We start from the raw sequence: 19,385 nt of genomic DNA on the forward strand, positions 1-19,385 counted from the left end.
GCGATTCTTCAAATACAACTGAAATACGAACATGAAAGCGCGTGCAACCAACTTGCAAAACGACATCAACCCGTACGAACCAACTGCGATCACTGATGACAAGCGCCCCTCACGCTCGGTTCGCTTACCCCTTGCTGCGGGAGCACTTGGTTTCTTGGCTGGCACGGCAACGCACTGGGTACTGTTTTGGACTGACACGTTTTCTACCGAATTCCCGCCAATGGGCGGCGCACTTCTCGGCATCATTGCCGCCGTTCTGTCAGTGTATGCTTCCCTGAGACGGCCCCGACTTTTTCTCGCGATTGGGTTTATTCTTGGCAATATCAATGCTTTTTTCTGTCGTCCGCCCTTTGTGATAAATCCTTTTAATGACATTCCTCGTGACTTTGGATTCTCGTGGTCATTCGCTGCAATTGCGTTTGTAGTTGCGGGGTATATTGCCTATGAAATACTCCGAACGGTAAAGCGATGGGGCGACCTTCGGCAAGACATAGCGTCGGAATCGACACTTCCCACAGAACATGCAACTTCAAACCCGAAACACAATTTGGACTGAGCGTTTTGTGCTGCATTTGAGTTTGCATTTCCATTTGCAGGCAAGTCAATTAACACTTCGGTAACCAGCAGACCGTTCGATTTGTATGCGGAGATCACAGCAACCAAATTCCTCTTTTAGCTCATTGAACCGTTCGATCGACCAGCCTTGTCGTCGGCTCGTTCGACTTGAACGCTAACCCATGGAGATTCGATGGACAAGACGATTCACAATGCGTGTCGCGATGGTGACATCGAAACGGTTCGCAAATTAGTTACGGCGGACCCATCAATTGTGGACACTGACGACATCCACCAATGGCGACCCCTTTTTCACGCAGGGCTCAATCGTCACGCCGATATTGTCGAATTCCTGATTGAATCTGGGGCCGATCTCTCAGCCCACGACGGATACGTGATGCACTATGCAAGCGAGGTGCCAAACAACAAGAAGATCGTTGGTTTACTCGTGAAATATGGAGCGTTGGATACGCATGTTCGACCAACGGACGACCTATCGCGACAATTCCTTGCAGCGATGTTCCTCGGCAATGAAACCCGCGTCCGCTCTTTACTAGCTCTCCATCCGAAGCTCGCCACAACGGTCGACGGGCGTGGCGACTATCCAATCCATCATGCTGCGCGTAACGGCGACACCGAGATCATTCGGCTGTTGATTGAACATGGTGCCGATGTCAACCCCCAGAATGCACGTGGTCACACGGTTCTCTATTGCGCTGGGGGTCACGGGCACCTTGATTCCGTGCGACTGCTATTGAAAAATCACGCCGACACCAATGCCAAATTCACAGATGATGGAAAAACCTTGCTCGAGTGGCTCGCTCAATATCCTGACGACCCACGTTTTGCAAAGGTCACGAAGCTGCTAGTTGAGTATGAGGCGGGGCGATAACAAGATGCTGTAATGACGAATGCCAGTCGAGCGACCGCTATTCAACCTTCATCACGATACTCGTATCATCCCTTTGATAAATTTTTGGGCGACACACCCTAAAGCTCGACAAGCTTTCGATCCACGCCAGCGGAAAAGACGGACGTTTTAAGCCGGACAACTGGTCTTATGCATCTATACCAAAATGGCCTAACGCGATGAATCCAGACAAAAACCCCTATTCAGCTCCGACAAGCATAATCCCTTCCCCTGCAATAGGTGATACTTCGAACCATCGCGGACGCTCATTCATTGCATTCATTTTGGCAGTGACAACTTTCGGGACCGGAATTGCATTATGCGTGCTTTGGAACCTCGGCATCATTGACCTTGGACCCATTGGAAATTTTGTCATTGGCGTACTCCTCTTTTGTGCAATGGCACTACTGACAGCGGCAATTCATTACCGAAATGGTTTGCAAGGCTATGCATTGGCGTTCATGGCATTCGTACCATGTGCCTTGGTGCCGACGATCCTATACGCCATGCATCTTGCGGGCGTGTTGACGTTATTTTGAATGGCAGGTGGTCCCCCTTTTGTCGGGACAAAATGTCCAGTAGAAGAGTGAGCGTTATCCATCGACTTGCGTTGGACGTTGAGCGGGTTCCGATTTTTGCGACGACCGCCCCGTGCTTTTGACAATCCTTCGTAGTGAAACAACGATGAACACCAACAAGTCCTTGAGTACCGAACATCAACTGCCGCGTCAGGCACGATGGCCGTACTGGGTTTTTGTGCCAATCGTTGCCCTTTCCTATTCAGCGTTCTGCACGTGGTTCTTGCTTGAAGCTTGGGGACGACGTGGAGAGCCCAAGCCCAACTGGTTTGACGTGGCATCTGTGTTTGCCATCCCCAGATTGTTCCTTGTCCCGATTCCCATTATCGGACCGTTCGTCGTCGGGGGCAGCGGTAGCTTTCTATTGATTTGGTTTGCACAACGATTGCAAAGGGGCAGCCTTTCTAAGCGTTGAACCGAGCGAATTCAAAGTCGCAACATGACAAGGATTCTCAACGCACCTCCCTAAAAACAAGGCATTCAAAAATGCGGCCATTCATCAGCCCATGAAGGTGATTTCAAAACATCCATTGGAGGGTCGGCCTGAGTGATGATCGCGATGGAAGCCTCCTGCATGTCTGGTTCTCGGAATGGTTTTAGAGTATCGTTTGCAGGTGGCCTTTCCGATGGTAAAAACGGTCGCTAACCTTCCGTTGATTTGCGAGGGACCCGCCTCGCTACCCCACCTCAAACTCATCTCATTCGATGAATCAAAGTTGCCGAACCGAGCAGCTTTGCAATGGACAATCCCCCCGCGACACGGTTATCGCCGACGATACATTCTTAAACATGCATAGACGACATTCCATCCTATTCTTCGTGACGTTCGTGTTGACGGTCGCATCTCAAACGACCACCAAGGCCGATTCAATCGTTTCGTTTAAACGAGGCAAGGCAACCGTAAACCTTGACATCAACGAAGTGCCTGAACTCAAGGAATGGGGTACCAATGCTGCGGGACTTGCGTTGGAATGGCACCCGCGAATTTGCAATCTATTAGCAACCAAGGACGTGACGCCACCAAAGACGGTTACGTTGCGCATCATCAAGTCGGAAAAAGGTATAGCTTCAACTCAAGGGACGACGATAACGGTGTCGTCACATTGGATCGAGAAGCATCCTGAGGATATCGGACTCGTCATACACGAATTGGTTCATGTCATCCAAGGGTATCCCGACGGTACTCCATTTTGGATCACCGAAGGAATCGCTGACTATATTCGTCGAGCCATTTTTGAAGGGCAGCCTCAGGACTTTTTCCCGATCCCTCGGCAAGACAATGCCTATTTGCAGGGATACAACACGGCTGCTGGGTTCCTATTCTGGTTGGAATCGGATCGTGGCCCCGGTATTGTCAAAAGTCTCAATAGTATGGCACGCAATGGCGAATACAAAGATACGTTGTTTGTCGAGAAAACGGGACAACCACTCGAAGCATTGTGGAGCGAGTACGCCAAAGAGCACTCATCAAATCGTTAAGCCGGATCCGCAACCGAGGAAACGGAACTGGAAGAACCAAGGCAACGGTCGAAACAAGGCCGCGAGATTTCGAAGTCTCAATGATCAATGTCTTGAAACACGATGCGACCGTACCGTGCCGTTGAAACCAAACGTTTTCCATCGGGGCTCCATCGAATGGAGTAAGGTGCCCGGTCGTGCAGGTTAAACTTGCCACAATACTTCCAAGTCAACGAATTCCAAACGCTGACCCGCCCGTCTTCGGTTAAGGCCGCGATACGATTTTGGGAATCATTCCAGGAAACATCCCAGACCATGGCGCTGGGACCGTCACATGTTGCAATCAGCGACTCGGTTTCTACATCCCAAATGCTGATATTTCGCCGATCACCAACCGCAATACGAGTTCCCTCGCCTGACCATGCAAGCGAAGTCTTCCATCCGTATTGTGTGATTTCCGCGATGACTTCTCGTTTATCCGGATCAAACACATAGACATTGTCATCGGTTCCTGCGTAAGCGAGCAACGTTGGATCGCCAGCAGATTTGGGCACCCAGGCGACCACCAGCGTTGTGCCTCGCTGTTCGATTTCGGTCCCAATGTCTTCTCCGCTGGCTACGTCCCAGACTCGCAATTTCCCACCCGCGCCTACACCTGCGAGATATCGGCCATCGGCTGACCAAGCAACTCCTTTGCTGGTGATCTCAGGAAACTGATTCCGGCGACCACCCGAATCATAGACTTTGGATATATCGCCGCTTTCAATGTCGATCGTCCAAATGCGTCCGGATGCGGAGACACAAGCGATCTGTTTTTCGGAATCAGCAACGTCGATCGCAAAAATCTCGGGCGGTTTTGGTTCCTTGCTACGAATCCACTTTGAATCACCGATACTGTTTTGCAATAAGATGTCACCCCGTTCGGCAACCGCAAGTTGATCTCCATTTGGAAACCAGGCAACCGCCGGATGGTCCTGAAGTTCGCGGTCAAACGCTTCTTTGCCAAGATTCGAGACGTCCCACACGTGTAGCGAGTCTTCTGGTAACCCGCCCGAAACAACTTTCTTGCCATCGCGACTCCACGCAGCCGCATAGACGTTGGCACTGTGGCCCAACAACTGTTCAACTTGCTTGTGCGTGTCGGCGTTCCAAATTCGGACGGTCCCGTCAGCGCTTGCACTGAGCAAAAAATGTTGATTCGGATGCCAGGCGAGCGACTCCACAAAGAGCTGATGCCCCGTGTAACGATTCGTCGATTGCGAGATGGGATCAGTGACGACGATCGAGTTTTCCGGTCCTATATAGGCGAGCAATTTCCCCTCATGGCTCCAGCATGGATTGACGATCCAGTCATCCCGCGCAATGACATCCTCGTGCTCGTTCTTCATTGTCAGCCGTCGGATCTCCGTACCCGTTGTCCACGAAACTTGTTGTCCATCGTAGGACCATGTCAGCAAGCGTTTGCCAGGTTGGTTCAGCACGCCTTGTCCGGTCCCTCGGATTTGACGTTCGTACCATTGCCACACTGCCAATTCACCCGATGCGTCGGAGGCTGCCAAATAATCGCCACCAATGTTCCAACATACATCCGTGACGGATGAATCGAGGTAGATGAACTCAACCGGTTCGAAATTTGCATCCGTCGTGTGGACCACAATCACCTTGCCATCGGTTAAGCCCATGGCCAACAACGACTGATCGCGATTATAGTCAACCACGGTCACGTTTTTTGGCAATGCTTCAACATCCATAATCCGTTCGGCAACACGGTTTTCGGCAACACTGTTTTCGGCAACACTGTTTTCGGCAACACGGTTTTCGGCAACACTGTCTTCGGCAACACTGTCTTCATCAACCACATTGATCGTCGTGATCAGTGATTGGCCTGCATCAAAGACTTTTGCGTTGGGATGGTCGCGCGTGAACAACACACGGTTTGCGGTCGAATTCACATCGACCTTCCAAAGTTCACGGTGTCCAAGTGCATCAAGGTGATGCCATTCCCAACCTCGTAAATACTTTAACTCATCGCCTCGCCAGCGGTCGATCAGTTCACGCATTCGCCCCACACCACCGGGCTCCGACGACGCCTCGCTTGCCAGCAACATTTGCGTTTCATACAATTGTCGCTTGATAGACTCTTCACGTATCGTGCCTGCCTGGATCAATTCGTCTTCTATCACAACAGCCTTTTCAAGCTGATCATTGACAAAGTCAAGTTGCTGATTTTTTTCCGAAAGCGCTCCTCGCTGTTGTTCGATCATCAGGGTCACAAACACCAGCGCAACAAATCCCACTAGAAAGGTGCCAAGTAACGTCGCCACTGCGGTTTGGTGACGCTTAGCGAATCTTTTTAATCGATCCCGCAGCGGCTCGCGATAAGCTGTGACTTGCTCTCCCGCGAGAAAGGCGTCAATATCGCGCCCAAGATCCCCTGCTGAACGGTACCGATCTTCAGGAGATCGCTCCATCGCGTGGTGGCAAATGGCGACAAGGGGCGCTGGCACGCGTGGATCGATTTCGTCAACACGCCGAAAAGCCGCCTGTCGCACTTCCTCAAGTGCCTGCTTAATATTGGATCCGCTCTTAAAAGCAAGATCCCCCGTCAGCACACAGAATAGGGTTGCGCCAAGTCCAAAAATATCGCTGGCGGTTCCCACTTGTTCATTTTCCCCCGAAGCCTGTTCGGGACTCATGAACCCAATCGTCCCCATGACGCTTCCCGCGACAGTAATGTCCGCGCCGCCGCCAGCTTCCGTCAACATCTCACCGTCGTCGGAGTCCAAACCATCGTTCGAATCCAGATCACCGATATTCTTTGCGCAGCCCCAATCGAGAACTAAGGTTTGGCCCTGACTGCCAATGATGATGTTCGATGGCTTTAGATCACGATGCAGAACTCGTTGGCTGTGTGCATAGTCGATGGCGTTACAAACCGCGATGAAGTGTGTCAACAACGGTCTGAGTTTTGACATCCATTCCTCGCGCGTCGGCCGCGAGCCCAGTTCATGATGCGTTTGTTCAATCAAAGCTGTAAGTGTCGAACCAGAGACCAGCGGCATTGTGTAGTGCGCCGACAATCCGTCGTCACCCAAATCGTAAATCGGGACAATGCCTGGATGCTGCAACTTGGCCGTAATGACTGCTTCACGAATAAATCGTCGTACCCGTCGCTTGCTAGGGGGTAATTCAGGGCGGATTCGCTTTAATGCGACTTCGCGTGACAATTGGCCGTCATAGGCAACGAATACTTCGCCAATAGCACCACGCGCATGCCGCCGCACCAACCGAACGCGTGATCGTTTACTTGCCGTTTGCGAGTCGCTAAAACCATCGTCGGCCACCTCATTGAAATCCGAATTTGAATCAGACGATTTGTCACCCAAACTCTGTTTTGAATCGCAAGACATAACAATTGTCTTGTCGCGCCGAATCACGTCTTGTGTCATGGCAAGAGTTGGCAAATCACATCCGTCAACGCTTTCGACGGTTGGATTGCTTTTAGATAAGGACGCTTCCACCACGTCATCCACATCGACGCTTGGATTTTCAGCAACCGTGGGCGTACCTTCATCCAAACCCCGTAACTTCACATTAGCTTTGCTGAGTGCTTCCAGTCGATCCAGAACGTGTGCGCGTACCGTAGCGGGCAGGAGCAGTACAAATTGCTCGCGTTGCTTCGGGGGTAGGCAAGATGCCGCCTTCACGATCGCTTCCAGATCAACGTCCTGACTGTCAGCCATAGAGTCTTCACCGCTTTCGTTTTCGCAAAACTTCGTAAATTGTGACAGTAGACGGGATATGGAGCGAACACCCAGGCAAACTACCAAAGGCAAACTACCGAAGGCAACAGGGGAGGCGCTGCTGCTCATGCGGAGAATGTCGGCATTTTTCCACAACCGTGAGCAAAAGCATTTCGGTAACGGATCTTACGATTGCGTTGGTCGCGTAAACAACCAAATCCTAGTCCTCAATCAAGCGACTGCTAAGTCGCGAATATTTTATAAAACTCGAAAACCCTTGGCGTTTTACGCGTCTATTGGAGGTTACTAAGACTTCAATCCACGCACGCTACAAGGGGTTTCGAGTGAACATCAGGGTACGTCAACAACTGCGAAAACGCAAACGGAGATTATTACGCAGAATTTCAGTCCAGCATGGAGCGTGGAAATCGCCCATGATTCGTCCTTCCACCACGAAACTCGAACTCGCCGAGAAACAGCAGGCGGTCTCCTGCGGCGGTATCGCAGTGATCCTCGAACTGATCAAGAAGCTTGGTCTGCGGAAGGAACTCAATCGTTCGGCAAAGGTATTCAAGCTCCACCTGCCCTACGACGAAACTGACCACATTCTCAACATTGCCCTGAACCTGCTCGCCGGTGGAACGTGCTTGGATCACATCGAACAACGACGCAACGACGAAGCCTATCTCGATGCACTCGGTGCGGAGCGCATACCCGACCCGACTACTGCTGGAGATTTCTGCCGGAGATTCAGTCACCTCAAGCTGCTCATGGTCATGCAGGCAGTCAATCGCGTTCGGCAAACCGTTTGGAAGCAGCAAGAGGACAGCTTTCTCGATTGCGCCACGATCGAAGCAGACGGAACGATGGTGGAAACAAGCGGTGAAAAGAAATCCGGCATCGGCATCAACTACAAAGGCCAATGGGGCTACCATCCGCTGGTCGTCACGCTCGCGGAAACTCAGGAGCTGCTTTACCTGCACAATCGTAGCGGCAATCGTACCAGCGAGGAAGACTCCGCATTTTTCTATGACTTGGCGATCCAACAATGCACACAGGCGGGCTTTCGAAAGATCGTTCTTCGTGGCGATACGGCCTTCTCGTCGACGGAGCACTTGGATCGCTGGGACAACTCAGGTGTGAAGTTCATTCTTGGCTATTCCGCTCATCGGAACCTCTGCCGCATCGCTGATTCGCTTGCAAAAACCGCATGGAAACGGCTTGACCGTTCGAGGCGAAGCACGCCGGACAAGGCAGAGCGTGCCTGCCGTCCGAACGAGAGAGAACGAATCGTCCAGACCAATGGCTACAAGAATCAACGACTTACCGGAGAGAGTTACGCTGAATTCGAGTATTGTCCCACCGCATGCGAGAAGACTTATCGAATGATCGTTGTTCGCAAAGACATTGATGTAACCAGTGGGCAACAGCTACTGTTCTCCGAAGAGCGATACTTCTTTTATATCACCAATGAAACAGCAGGAACTTTGCCAGCGAGGGAAGTGATTCGCGGCAGCAACCAGCGTTGCGACCAAGAAAACACGATCAGCCAATTGAAAGCCTGTGGAGCCTTGACCGCTCCGCTGGATAACCTTGAAAGCAACATGGCGTACATGCTGTTCGCCTCCTTGGCTTGGACGTTGAAGATTTGGAGCGGGTTGCTGGTTCAAGTCAAGGGCAACGAAAGTCAGAAACGTGTTCGCCGGGAAGCTCGCAACCGAATTATTCGGATGGAATTCTGGACGTATTTGAATTCGCTGATCCTTCTTCCCGCTCAAATCATCCGTTCGTCACGGCAGCGCGTCTTCCGGTTGTTAACCTATCGCCCTACGGTGGACCTACTGATGACCCTACACGATCACATCCGCAAGCCACTGCGATGTTGACGACTCAGCACCAACGAAGCCGAGGTCTGGACGTCTCGGTACCGCTCAAACGCCTAACTCAAAGAACACGAGCCATGCGAAGATCAAGATCGAAAATCAAAAAGCCTGGCCACCGGTCTGCTCGCATCGCACAAGCGAAAAACCCGAAAACGTCACGCGTGGATCGCTTGATTGAGGCCTAGTGCTTCCCCACAAAGCGGAGTCTTTCCATTATACGCATGTAATTAGAAACAAGGGGCATTTAGGACATTGATGGTTGCCCCAAAAGCAGTACAAAGCCGAGGGAAGAACCACTCGGGTCGCAGAATCGATTTGAGTTATACGCAACTTGAGCGCAGTCAACGTGACCTGATCGGATGGATGCGCTCGTTACACCGCGTCAAACGAGGCGAGATCGTTGCCATAGCGTCAACCGCTAGAGAGAGAGAGAAAGAGTATGACAAGCGACACTCAATCGGAGTCAAACCCCCGTGGCTTAAAACTCAATCAGCGCCACGACGAAATGGACGATCAAAACATAGAGCGTCGTCCATAGAACGGTCGACGTGATCGCATGGCTGACATCACTGGCCGAATCCTTCGGTGATAGGCCTCGGTAGTACGCGATCACCGCAGTACCGAATCCGCAAAGGACGTTCTTGGCGAGAACCCACCCCCAACCAACAAACATGGTCGTACCATCGGTGGTCAAATTTCGAAGAAAATGTTGCTGCCAAAAATAGGGTCCGATATGCGGGTACGTTTGCACAAACGTCACCATACTGATCGCCTTGGCCGCACTGAACGCCATCCACTCTAACATCGGTGTGGCCAGAACAAACGCGATCACGATCGGCAAAAGTAAATAGGAACGCGGCTTGACTCCGAGCGTATGGAGTGCATCGACTTGCCCACCATATCGTTTGACCCCAACATCGGCCGACACCGCCGCTCCACAACGGGCCGCGACCAACACGGTTGCCAGAACGGGAACCAAGATTCGATAGAGTGCAAATCCGATCGATGCGAGTAGCTCGTCGATCAGCAGCGGTTGTGTGTACGAACGGAATGGCAAAAAACGAAACGTGAAGTAGGTTCCTGTGAAACCGACAATCAAGCCTGCAAGGATCAAGTAGAACCAAGCCGACGGGCCGCCCACAAGCCGCAAGTAGTGCAGCACGAACCGCACCCCCCAACGGAGATGCGGAAAGTAGGGACGCAATTCAAGCGGCAAACGCAGCGTCGCGCCGACTGCGGAGCCGGTCGCGATCAAGAAACGATCAACCGATTGCCGGGCCACTTCGGTATACTGTCTCACTCGTGGAACCGCAGGTTCCCTGAACCGCTGATCGTCTTCTAATTGCACGGGCTGCATTCGTTTCGGTATTTCCGCCCAATCTTCTTTCGGGATAGAAACCAAACGTTTGAGCCGCGAGTCAAGCAGCAAAACTTCGTCGGCAATTGGCAAGAGTGTGTCATAGTCATGCGTCACCACGATACTAGTCCGACGATGAATTGTTTGCGTATGCCGAATTAACTCAGCCACCATTGCGCCGCTCGCCGCATCGAGCCCGCTGGTGGGTTCGTCATACAACAAAACATCAGGATCGGCGGCGAGTGTTCGAGCAATCGCAAGTCGTTGTTTTTGACCGCCACTTAGCCCCGCAACCGGCGTACGAGCGGGAACGCCTAGCTCATCGAGCCATTCCCGCGCCGATTGAAGCGGTTGATTCGTCAAGTCGCTGCGATGGTCGATCGCAAATTGCACATTCTCGGTCGGGGTTAATTCGTCGAACAACGCGAATTGCTGGAACACAATCCCAACCCGTTTCTTGGCGACCAAATCCTCCGTATCGTCCGCATCAAATTCAATACGACCACTCCACGAAATCACCTCCCCATCGGGCGGCAACAATCCGGCCAGCGTGCGAAGCAAAAGCGATTTCCCCGAACCACTACCGCCGACAATCACCGTGATTTTCCCAGCGGGAATCGTAACGTTGGTGTCGCCAATGAGCGTCCGGGTACCGGCACGGACTTCAAAATCGCTCAGCCTCAGCGACGTCGATTCACTCGGTGCCTTCGCGTTGGTCATTGCGTTGGTCATTGCGACTCTCCCGCGGCCATATACACGATCGGATAGACCATCGCATCACGAGCCACTTCGACAACTTGTTGGCCGTCATTTCGGGAGTGATCGGTCGGTACTGCCACGACCCAGCGTCGATCTTTTCCGAAAATCTGGTTTCGCAGGACCAACGCGAACATCGGATCAATCCCCTCTTCACGCGTCCCAAACAATTCGTCACCGATCCGGCGAATCACGGGCTCCATTTTTTGGCCCGCCAGATCGATTGCTTTGCGAGCGTCGTTGCTTTGCCACACTTCGCTCCAAACGCGATGCAGTCGCTCGTTACCAACCAAGGTTTCTTTCAGGACCGTTTGCAGCAACGCCTGAGCTTCACGGTCCGAAGCAATTCTGTTCGCCACATCGGCTAGCTCAGCGCGGACCATGGGGTTCGAAGCGGTTTCGGCCAACACGCGTTGCACACTTTGGACAATTTCATCCACATGCGCTTCGACCACGGGAACGGCCTCGTTTTCCATGAAGCGACGCCATTCCTCTTGGACCAAGTTCTGTTCCGGCAGCGGCGTCTTGTCGTAAACCGCTCGCCATCCGAATCGCCACACTGATGCACGGTCCCAAACTTCGCGACCGATCTTTTCTACCGTTGGTTGAGCATGGCGACGTACGATCGGCAAAATTTCCTCGCGTGCCAGCGGGATCAACCGCTCGCCCACCACTTCGTCGTTCCATCGCGCTGCGAGCTTTTGGACTTCGGCATGATGACGGTCAATCGATAAACGAAGCTCATCCTCAATCAGGGGCAAGGACCGCTCGATACTTTCTTGAATTAACGGGACAAAAGCAGCAGAAAACTCTTCGCCGTGAGCTTCAAACGCCATCGCCAATTGATCTTGGATTCGCCGCTGTTTCTCGGGCGGAAACATAATTCGCAATACGTCTTCTAATCGACCGCTATTGTGGTAATAGAAAAGTCGAGCCTGATTGGCCCTCAAATTGGCATCGTTCCACTGCACGTCCACTGTACCCGCAGATCGATCCGACGAGGTGACGTAACCGATTTGGCGCCAATCGCCGGTACTGCTCGCAGTAAAAACCGGGTCATACCGCCGCAACCGTTGACTCGTGTCGACAGCCGTAAACCGATCGGATCTGCCAAACACGAAACCCGCCACCGATGCCGCATCGGTTTTCCCCACCGAGTTCGGAGTTGGTCGCAGCAGTATCGCAATGCCAACCGCGACCGCGATCCAAAACAGCATGCCGAGGTATCGTTTCAGGGCTCGGTTCATTGACACCAAATTCACCAACAAAAACGGAGAAGCACGAAGACGTTACACAGAGCTCGCTTAGCCCCCCAGCCTTTTGAGGGAGTGTCGGTCTCGTTTGGCAGCGTCCCATCACGAACGGGATTCGACGCTATTTGCTTTGGGCGACGCTATTTGCTTTGGGCCATGTCACGAGCGTGATAACTACTACGGACGAAGGGACCACTGGCAACTTTCTTGAAGCCCATGCTGCGAGCGATCTCGCCGATCTCTTCGAATTCCTCTGGCGGAACATACCGAACCACTGGCAAATACTTTTCACCGGGTTGTAGATATTGGCCGAGCGTCAAAAAGTCGACGTCGTACTCGCGAAGATCCGCAAGCGCTTCGAGCAATTCGCCTCGTTCTTCCCCGAGGCCGAGCATTAAACCACTCTTGGTCGCAACGTCGGCATCATACCGTTTGACTTGGCGCATCAATTCAAGGGTCCAACGGTAATCGCTTTTTGGCCCACGGACGCGGCGGTATAGACGAGGAACGGTTTCCATGTTGTGATTGAACACCGTTGGTTTCGCCTCGATCACCCGTTCGAGCGAAGGTTTGCAATGCACAAAGTCGGGCGTCAATACTTCGGTCGTCGCAGACGTTTGCTCGCGGACGGCAACCACACATTGATAAAAGTGTTCGGCACCACCGTCCGGTAAGTCGTCACGCGTGACCGAGGTAATTACCACGTGTTTGAGGCCCAAACGGGCTGCTGCTTCGGCAACGCGGGCCGGCTCATCGGCTTCGGGCAATTCAGGTTTCCCTCGATGAACGGCACAAAAACCACAGGGGCGTGTGCAAACATTCCCCAAAACCATAAATGTCGCCGTCTGCTGGCTATAGCATTCCATCCGATTGGGGCATTTTGCGTTCTCGCAAACCGTTTCCAAATTAAATTCGTCCAGCAATTCGGACGTCATGTGATTGGAATTGCTGCGAGGAACAGGCCGCCGAAGCCATCTCGGCAACCGTCCCGACGCACTAACGTCAACACCAGCGGGAATTTCGGGTTCAGCGACAACGGGTAAACGGAATGCCATAGGAGCCGTAATATTGGGCAATAGGGGAATGAACCAAAAGACCTTTTCATACGCATTGTAATGAACATGCAATGCCCGTCTGCGCTAGATCGCACCTTGGCTGTACAATTCTTCGCTAACCGCAACCGGTAGAAGGGCAAATGGCAAAGAACAAGAAAAAGAAAACATCCTCAGGCAAAAAAAAGCTTGCGACCGGATTCACGATCGTCACTGAAAACCGCAAAGCACGTCATCGATACGAGATTCTCGATTCGATCGAATGCGGCATGATGTTGATCGGCAGTGAAGTCAAATCGATGCGTGAGGGAAAAATGTCGCTCGATGAAGCCTACATACGGGTCAAAGGAAGCGAATTATGGCTGATCGGATCCGACATCGCCCATTACAACAACGCCGGTATGTGGAACCATGACCCACGCCGACCGCGAAAATTGCTCGTTCATGCACGCGAGTTTGATAAATACGCCGGCGGCGCCCACCAACGTGGTTTGACTCTGATCCCGCTGCGGGTTTATTTCAACGATCGCGGTATCGCGAAATGTGTCATGGGGCTCGCCAAGGGTAAGAAAAATTTCGACAAACGGGAAACCTTAAAGAAGCGTGACGCCGAGCGTGGATTGCAACGCGCTATGCGTCGCCGATAGAACGAACGCCACAGACAAGACCCAGATCTCGCCGAAGGCCCAGATCTCGCGGATAGAAACACGAAGCGCCGAGGATGCCCTGCAAATCAATGGAATCAACGATGAAAGCACTTGAAATCACCGACTTGGTCAAAACGTTTGACCAACCCGGTGGCGGTCGATTAACCGTATTAGACGTATCGAGTTTCCAAATTAGCGCTGGCGAACAAGTCGCGTTGATCGGGGAAAGTGGTGGCGGCAAGACCACGCTACTCCATTTGATCGCCGGATTATTGACACCCGACACCGGTTCCATCCGCTTGGCCGGAACCGAGCTTACGAAACTGAGCGAGCAGGGCCGCGACCGGTTTCGTGCATCTGCGATCGGATATGTCTTTCAAACTTTTAATTTATTGCCTGCGTTTACCGCGATTGAAAACGTCCGACTCGGAATGACGTTCGGGCATGGCCACCATGACCCCAACCGTGCAATGGATTTGCTAGATCGCGTTGGCTTGGCCGATCGAGCCCACTATCGACCGAGCCAATTGAGCGTCGGTCAACAACAACGCGTCGCGATCGCCAGGGCATTAGCAGGAAAACCAAAATTGTTGCTCGCAGATGAACCGACTGCGAACGTCGACCCCGTCAGTGCTGAATCGGTGTTGGACTTGATTCATCAATCGTGCGAGGAAGAAAACTTGGCGATGTTGATGGTTACCCACAGCATGGAAGTGGCTCAACGATTCGAGCGAGTTGAGAGCCTTGAAAAGATCAACCACGCGTTTTCGCATTCAGAAAGCTAACGATGTCCCTCATTCAAATCGCTTGGCGAAATTTTTGTCACCGCTCTCTTTCCAGCTCATTGACGACGCTCTCGTTAGCACTTGGGGTCGGATTGGTTGTGTTGGTGTTATCGATATTCGGAATCATCACCGAAGCGTTCTCTCGAAACGCTTCGGTCGGCTACAACCTCGTTGTCGGCCCCAAAGGCAGCGCGCTGCAATTGACGCTCAACAGCGTTTACTATTTGAGCCAACCGATCGAAAACTTGCCGTTCACCGAGTATATGGAATTTTTCCCCAAGGCCGAACGAGCCGACATGGTTCGTCGTTATGGTGGCGACCCGGCACTGGGCGAGCGTGATGGCGTGTATTCAGGATTCGTCGCGGGGGGCTATGTGATTCCGTTGGCTCTGGGCGATTATTACGGCGAATTTCGCGCCGTGGGAACCACCCCTGATTTTTTTGAAAAGCTACGCAAAGGACCGAATTTGGACGAGAAATTCTCGTTTCGCGAAGGACGTCCGTTCAAAGATTTCACGAAACAGAACGGCTACTTCGAAGCAGTCCTCGGTTCTCGAGTGGCAAGCGAAATGGGCATGCACGCGGGCGAGACATTCTATCCGACTCATGGTGACCCCGAAGGCAAGGGGCACGGACAAGGCTTCAAAATTGTCGGTATTCTCGATCCGACGGGAACGCCGAACGATCGAGCCACGTTCGTGAATTTGGAAGGTTTCTACTTGCTCGACAACCACTCCAGGCCTCTCACGGGTGACGAAATCATCGTCGAGAATGAGGATTGGAAACAGCGTGACCCCGACCATAAACCGCTGACCATCCCCCAACGTGAAGTCACATCCATCTTGGTGCGCAACGGGAATCTAATGTTTGCACCGGGGATGCAAAACAAGATTAACGAAGGCTTACAGGCACAGGCCGCTGCGCCGGTAGGTGAAATTGCAAAATTGATGACGGCGATCGTCGGACCGCTGCTCAAAGCACTGCTAGCGATCACGTTAATCACATGTGTCGTCGCAGCAGTTGGCGTCCTGGTGGCTATCTATAATTCGATGAATGATCGCCGGCGAGACATCGCTGTGATGCGGGCGTTGGGGGCGAGACGCGAGACCGTCACATCAATCATTTTGGCTGAAAGCTTAATGATCGCATTGATCGGCGGGGTACTCGGATGGTTCTTAGCACACCTTGCGATCTGGATTGCAAGCGGTTACATCGAAGATCAAACCGGTGTGCAAGTGACCCTGTTTACAACAAGTGCCTACGAACTAGCGATCTTGCCTTTGGTCGTCGGCTTGGCATTGTTGGCAGGTTTTTTGCCGGCGGCAAGTGCTTATCGAACCGATGTTGGATCGAATTTGGCGGCGTAAAGCGGCACCGATTCGTTGCTTCGCAGTTTTGCGACCGCTGTAAAGAAGACCGCTGTAAAGAAGACCGCTGGGAAAACTTTGCTTTCGCGGCCCCCACGTCTGACTTAACGGAATTCACCCTGCCGGAACATCACGGACCTTTTCCCAAGCATCCACCAGTGCTTGGCACGTCGCCTATCGACAACACTTTACGAGCGTAACCTCGTTCCCCGTGTCGTTAAAGATCAACTCATCCGCAAAACTCTTCATTAACACGAGTCCACGGCCCGATTCGGAATCAAGCGCGTCGGTTGCAGCGGAATCGAGAATCGTCGAGGTGTCGAAGCCATTGCCGCAATCACGAACAACGATACGAATTTCCTTTTCTCCCACGGTCGCTTCGACATTGACCGTGCGGTCCCGGTAAGGGGACTCCGTTTTTCGCTTCTCGATCATATCGGTCGTCGCATCTTCGTAGACCAAGCCATGATGAGCTGGAGTTTCCGAAGCACTCAGTTCCAAATTCCCTCGGTACATGGCATTGACCAGCGCATGTTCTACCGCGCCACGGAGCCGCAACATCTCGGTCCCGCTAAGCAGATTCATATCCGAAGCGACTTGTGTCACCAGTCCTACCAGCGGCGAAATTAAGTCCGCATCATTGGACAACTCGAAAACCAACGAGTTGCGTTTGAGCATCGAAATCAACTTATTGAAACTGGCGTCGGTCCGAGCCACTCCCAAAACATTGGTGATCGTATCATTAAGCAGCGTCTCAACGTGTCGCTTCGGCACATAACTGACCGCACCTTGTTGCAGGGCTTGCGAAGCCAAATCTTCACTACCGCGTGCCGTCACCAAAATTGCAGGAATGTGCGGAAAATCCATCAACATCGTTTCAACCAATTCTAGCCCGTTCACTTCGGGCATTTCCAAGTCCGTGACCACGACGTCGATGGTATCGTTTTCCAACGCGTCAAGAGCCAGTCGTCCGTTGGTGACATGTTGAACTTGATGAGAATCTTCTTCTAAAACGATTCGAAGCTGAAGTGCTTGTGTCGAGCTGTCTTCAACGAGCAATACTTTAGCCATGATTGCGACGCTTCCATGATGAGGGTAACAGGCGAAGTGTATCTCGGTATCGTACACCCATTCGAGAGACAAAGGAATTAGACAATCGCCATGATCCAATTGCGGAATTTTCTTTGAAACTGCGATTTTAGTGCGATACAATCCTGGACTCTCAATCACCCCTCCTCGTCGATGAATATCCACCATGAAAATGCCACTCGCGTTGGTCTGTCTCTGCTTACTTTCGGTTACTGTGGCGCAGGCTCAATCAACTGATGCTCCAAAAGACACCGGTTCTTCGGATGTCACCGTTACGCTGCATGCCGATCAACCTTTGGGCAAAGTAAACCCAAACATCTATGGGCATTTCGCGGAACACCTTGGACGATGCATCTACGAGGGGATCTGGGTCGGCGAAGATTCCTCGATCCCGAATACTCGCGGGATTCGCAACGACGTCACGGCTGCACTTCGGGAAATGAATATCCCGGTACTGCGTTGGCCCGGCGGCTGTTTCGCAGACGAGTATCATTGGATGGATGGCATCGGGCCGCGCGACAAACGCCCTGCACTGATCAATACGCATTGGGGCGGGGTTGTCGAAAACAATCATTTCGGCACCCACGAATTCCTAGACCTCTGCGAACAAATCGGTGCAGAACCTTACGTTTGTGGGAACGTCGGCAGTGGCTCGGTTCAAGAAATGATGAACTGGGTCGAGTACATGACTTCCGACGCCGATTCACCGATGGCCAATTTGCGGCGTGCCAATGGACGCGACAAACCATGGAAAGTTCCGTACTTTGGCGTGGGCAACGAAAGTTGGGGATGTGGCGGCAACATGCGGCCCGAGTACTACGCCGATTTGTATCGTCGCTACAGCACGTTCGTGAAGAATTATTCGGGGAACAGGATCTTCAAGATCGCCGGCGGGGCCAATGTTGCCGACTACAACTGGACCGAAGTGTTGATGAGCCGCGCAGGACGGTTGATGCACGGATTGTCGCTGCATCATTACACCATCCCAACGGGTAACTGGGGACGCAAAGGTTCCGCCACCGAGTTTGACGAAGCGATTTATCACAAAACGCTTAGTAGAACCCTGTTCATGGACGAACTTGTGACCAAGCACAGCGAAATCATGGATCGCCACGACCCGAACAAACGCGTTGGCATGGTCATCGACGAGTGGGGTATTTGGACGGATGTCGAACCAGGAACCAATCCCGGTTTCTTGTATCAACAAAACTCGATCCGTGACGCGATCATCGCAGGATTGAATTTCCACATTTTCCACAAACACGCCGATCGTGTTTCGATGGCCAACATCGCGCAAACGATCAACGTGCTGCAGGCGATGATTTTGACCGACAAAGAAAAAATGTTGCTCACGCCAACTTACCATGTCTTCGAAATGTTCAGTGTCCACCAAGGTGGCACGTTCCTGCCATTACAGATCGAGACACCCGATTACACCGTCGGTGACTCCTCAATCCCCGCGGTCAGCGCGTCGGCAACACGCGATGCCGACGGAGAGATCCATTTGTCGTTGGTCAACACAAATCCGAACCAAGCACTTCGCGTAACATGTTCGATGAATGGCGCGGAGGCGAAAAATATTAGTGGACGGGTACTGACAGCACCAAAATTCAATTCCTATAACTCGTTTGATGCACCGGAAACCGTAAAACCGACCGATTTCGATGGAGCAAGCTTGAGGGGTAACCAAATCGAAATCAACCTGCCGTCAAAAGCAGTGGTGGTCCTATCCTTACGCTAAGGAATTGCATTTTATCACCTATCGCTGGGTGAATAGTCACCTATCGCTGGGTGAAAGCGTGTTCTTCAGCATGTTCCCCAGCGTGGTTTGGCTTAGCGAAATCCTGATCTTTTTCCGGTGCACTCGGTAGTATTGCACGGATGGGGTGGGGGTAACGGTGGGGTGGGGGTAACGGTGGGGTGGGGGTAACGGTGGGGTGGGGGTAACGGGG

15 protein-coding genes are annotated in these 19,385 nt (G+C 52.3%); 10 read left to right on the forward strand and 5 right to left on the reverse strand.

The features are described from left to right. Positions 1–31 precede the first annotated feature (31 nt). The 5 genes from CA13_RS05165 to CA13_RS05175 all read left to right on the forward strand — a co-directional run bounded on the left by CA13_RS05165 (position 32) and on the right by CA13_RS05175 (position 3,522). A complete protein-coding gene (locus CA13_RS05165; RefSeq protein ID WP_146394911.1) occupies positions 32–556 on the forward strand; it encodes a hypothetical protein in 525 nt (174 codons plus the stop codon). A gap of 192 nt (positions 557–748) precedes the next feature. Continuing rightward, positions 749–1,447 carry an ankyrin repeat domain-containing protein gene (locus CA13_RS05170; RefSeq protein ID WP_146394912.1) on the forward strand — a complete coding sequence of 233 codons (699 nt, stop codon included), beginning with the start codon at positions 749–751 and terminating at the stop codon, positions 1,445–1,447. 197 nt (positions 1,448–1,644) lie between these two features. Then, the gene (locus tag CA13_RS34710) at positions 1,645–2,004 is read left to right on the forward strand and encodes a hypothetical protein (protein ID WP_419193953.1); all 360 of its coding nucleotides are present in this window, start codon (positions 1,645–1,647) and stop codon (positions 2,002–2,004) included. A 145-nt stretch (positions 2,005–2,149) separates the two neighbouring features. After that, the gene (locus CA13_RS34715) at positions 2,150–2,458 is read left to right on the forward strand and encodes a hypothetical protein (RefSeq protein ID WP_419193954.1); all 309 of its coding nucleotides are present in this window, start codon (positions 2,150–2,152) and stop codon (positions 2,456–2,458) included. A gap of 290 nt (positions 2,459–2,748) precedes the next feature. Beyond that, positions 2,749–3,522: a basic secretory protein-like protein gene (locus CA13_RS05175; protein WP_146394913.1), complete on the forward strand. Its 774-nt coding sequence runs from the start codon at positions 2,749–2,751 to the stop codon at positions 3,520–3,522. Positions 3,523–3,599: 77 nt separating this feature from the next. On the opposite strand, the gene CA13_RS05180 is transcribed toward CA13_RS05175, so the two are convergent. Beyond that, on the reverse strand, positions 3,600–7,244 hold the full coding sequence (locus CA13_RS05180; RefSeq protein ID WP_419193955.1) for a protein kinase domain-containing protein: 3,645 nt from the start codon (positions 7,242–7,244) through the stop codon (positions 3,600–3,602). A gap of 434 nt (positions 7,245–7,678) precedes the next feature. Here CA13_RS05180 and CA13_RS05185 point away from each other — a divergent pair, with 434 nt between their 5' ends. Then, entirely contained in the window at positions 7,679–9,130 is a 1,452-nt protein-coding gene (locus CA13_RS05185) for an IS1380 family transposase (protein ID WP_146393721.1), read from the forward strand. A 475-nt stretch (positions 9,131–9,605) separates the two neighbouring features. On the opposite strand, the gene CA13_RS05190 is transcribed toward CA13_RS05185, so the two are convergent. The 3 genes from CA13_RS05190 to lipA form a co-directional block, all read right to left on the reverse strand. Next, positions 9,606–11,216, reverse strand: a complete 1,611-nt coding sequence (locus tag CA13_RS05190) for an ABC transporter permease (protein ID WP_419193956.1) — start codon at positions 11,214–11,216, stop codon at positions 9,606–9,608. Next, positions 11,213–12,487, reverse strand: coding sequence for a hypothetical protein (locus tag CA13_RS05195; RefSeq protein WP_146394915.1), 1,275 nt, complete (start codon positions 12,485–12,487; stop codon positions 11,213–11,215). The genes CA13_RS05190 and CA13_RS05195 overlap by 4 nt, the downstream gene beginning before the upstream one ends. 146 nt (positions 12,488–12,633) lie before the next feature. Then, positions 12,634–13,548 (reverse strand): lipoyl synthase, encoded by a 915-nt coding sequence (gene lipA / locus CA13_RS05200; RefSeq protein WP_146394916.1) that lies wholly within the window; start codon positions 13,546–13,548, stop codon positions 12,634–12,636. 140 nt (positions 13,549–13,688) lie between these two features. Between lipA and smpB the strand changes: the two genes are divergently transcribed. From smpB to CA13_RS05215, 3 genes are all read left to right on the forward strand, one after another. Then, positions 13,689–14,192: an SsrA-binding protein SmpB gene (gene smpB / locus CA13_RS05205; RefSeq protein WP_146394917.1), complete on the forward strand. Its 504-nt coding sequence runs from the start codon at positions 13,689–13,691 to the stop codon at positions 14,190–14,192. Positions 14,193–14,293: 101 nt separating this feature from the next. Then, complete coding sequence (locus CA13_RS05210) at positions 14,294–14,977, forward strand: ABC transporter ATP-binding protein (RefSeq protein ID WP_419193957.1); 684 nt, start codon at positions 14,294–14,296, stop codon at positions 14,975–14,977. A gap of 2 nt (positions 14,978–14,979) precedes the next feature. Beyond that, positions 14,980–16,344, forward strand: a complete 1,365-nt coding sequence (locus CA13_RS05215) for an ABC transporter permease (protein WP_146394919.1) — start codon at positions 14,980–14,982, stop codon at positions 16,342–16,344. A gap of 174 nt (positions 16,345–16,518) precedes the next feature. On the opposite strand, the gene CA13_RS05220 is transcribed toward CA13_RS05215, so the two are convergent. Then, positions 16,519–17,415, reverse strand: a complete 897-nt coding sequence (locus tag CA13_RS05220) for an ATP-binding response regulator (protein WP_146394920.1) — start codon at positions 17,413–17,415, stop codon at positions 16,519–16,521. 184 nt (positions 17,416–17,599) lie between these two features. Between CA13_RS05220 and CA13_RS05225 the strand changes: the two genes are divergently transcribed. Next, positions 17,600–19,174 carry an alpha-N-arabinofuranosidase gene (locus CA13_RS05225; RefSeq protein WP_473087441.1) on the forward strand — a complete coding sequence of 525 codons (1,575 nt, stop codon included), beginning with the start codon at positions 17,600–17,602 and terminating at the stop codon, positions 19,172–19,174. Positions 19,175–19,385 lie beyond the last annotated feature (211 nt).

It is taken from the genome of Novipirellula herctigrandis (assembly GCA_007859835.1).
GTDB lineage: Bacteria > Planctomycetota > Planctomycetia > Pirellulales > Pirellulaceae > Novipirellula_A > Novipirellula_A herctigrandis.

Bases quoted from the DNA above. Each gene is read 5' to 3' on its own strand.
- CA13_RS05195 (WP_146394915.1), bottom strand. From the start codon at position 12,487: ATGAACCGAGCCCTGAAACGATACCTCGGCATGCTGTTTTGGATCGCG.
- CA13_RS05220 (WP_146394920.1), bottom strand. From the start codon at position 17,415: ATGGCTAAAGTATTGCTCGTTGAAGACAGCTCGACACAAGCACTTCAG.
- CA13_RS05210 (WP_419193957.1), top strand. From the start codon at position 14,294: ATGAAAGCACTTGAAATCACCGACTTGGTCAAAACGTTTGACCAACCC.
- CA13_RS05180 (WP_419193955.1), bottom strand. From the start codon at position 7,244: ATGGCTGACAGTCAGGACGTTGATCTGGAAGCGATCGTGAAGGCGGCA.
- CA13_RS05190 (WP_419193956.1), bottom strand. From the start codon at position 11,216: ATGACCAACGCAATGACCAACGCGAAGGCACCGAGTGAATCGACGTCG.
- CA13_RS05165 (WP_146394911.1), top strand. From the start codon at position 32: ATGAAAGCGCGTGCAACCAACTTGCAAAACGACATCAACCCGTACGAA.
- CA13_RS34710 (WP_419193953.1), top strand. From the start codon at position 1,645: ATGAATCCAGACAAAAACCCCTATTCAGCTCCGACAAGCATAATCCCT.
- lipA (WP_146394916.1), bottom strand. From the start codon at position 13,548: ATGGCATTCCGTTTACCCGTTGTCGCTGAACCCGAAATTCCCGCTGGT.
- CA13_RS05185 (WP_146393721.1), top strand. From the start codon at position 7,679: ATGATTCGTCCTTCCACCACGAAACTCGAACTCGCCGAGAAACAGCAG.
- smpB (WP_146394917.1), top strand. From the start codon at position 13,689: ATGGCAAAGAACAAGAAAAAGAAAACATCCTCAGGCAAAAAAAAGCTT.
- CA13_RS05170 (WP_146394912.1), top strand. From the start codon at position 749: ATGGACAAGACGATTCACAATGCGTGTCGCGATGGTGACATCGAAACG.
- CA13_RS05225 (WP_473087441.1), top strand. From the start codon at position 17,600: ATGAAAATGCCACTCGCGTTGGTCTGTCTCTGCTTACTTTCGGTTACT.
- CA13_RS34715 (WP_419193954.1), top strand. From the start codon at position 2,150: ATGAACACCAACAAGTCCTTGAGTACCGAACATCAACTGCCGCGTCAG.
- CA13_RS05175 (WP_146394913.1), top strand. From the start codon at position 2,749: ATGAATCAAAGTTGCCGAACCGAGCAGCTTTGCAATGGACAATCCCCC.
- CA13_RS05215 (WP_146394919.1), top strand. From the start codon at position 14,980: ATGTCCCTCATTCAAATCGCTTGGCGAAATTTTTGTCACCGCTCTCTT.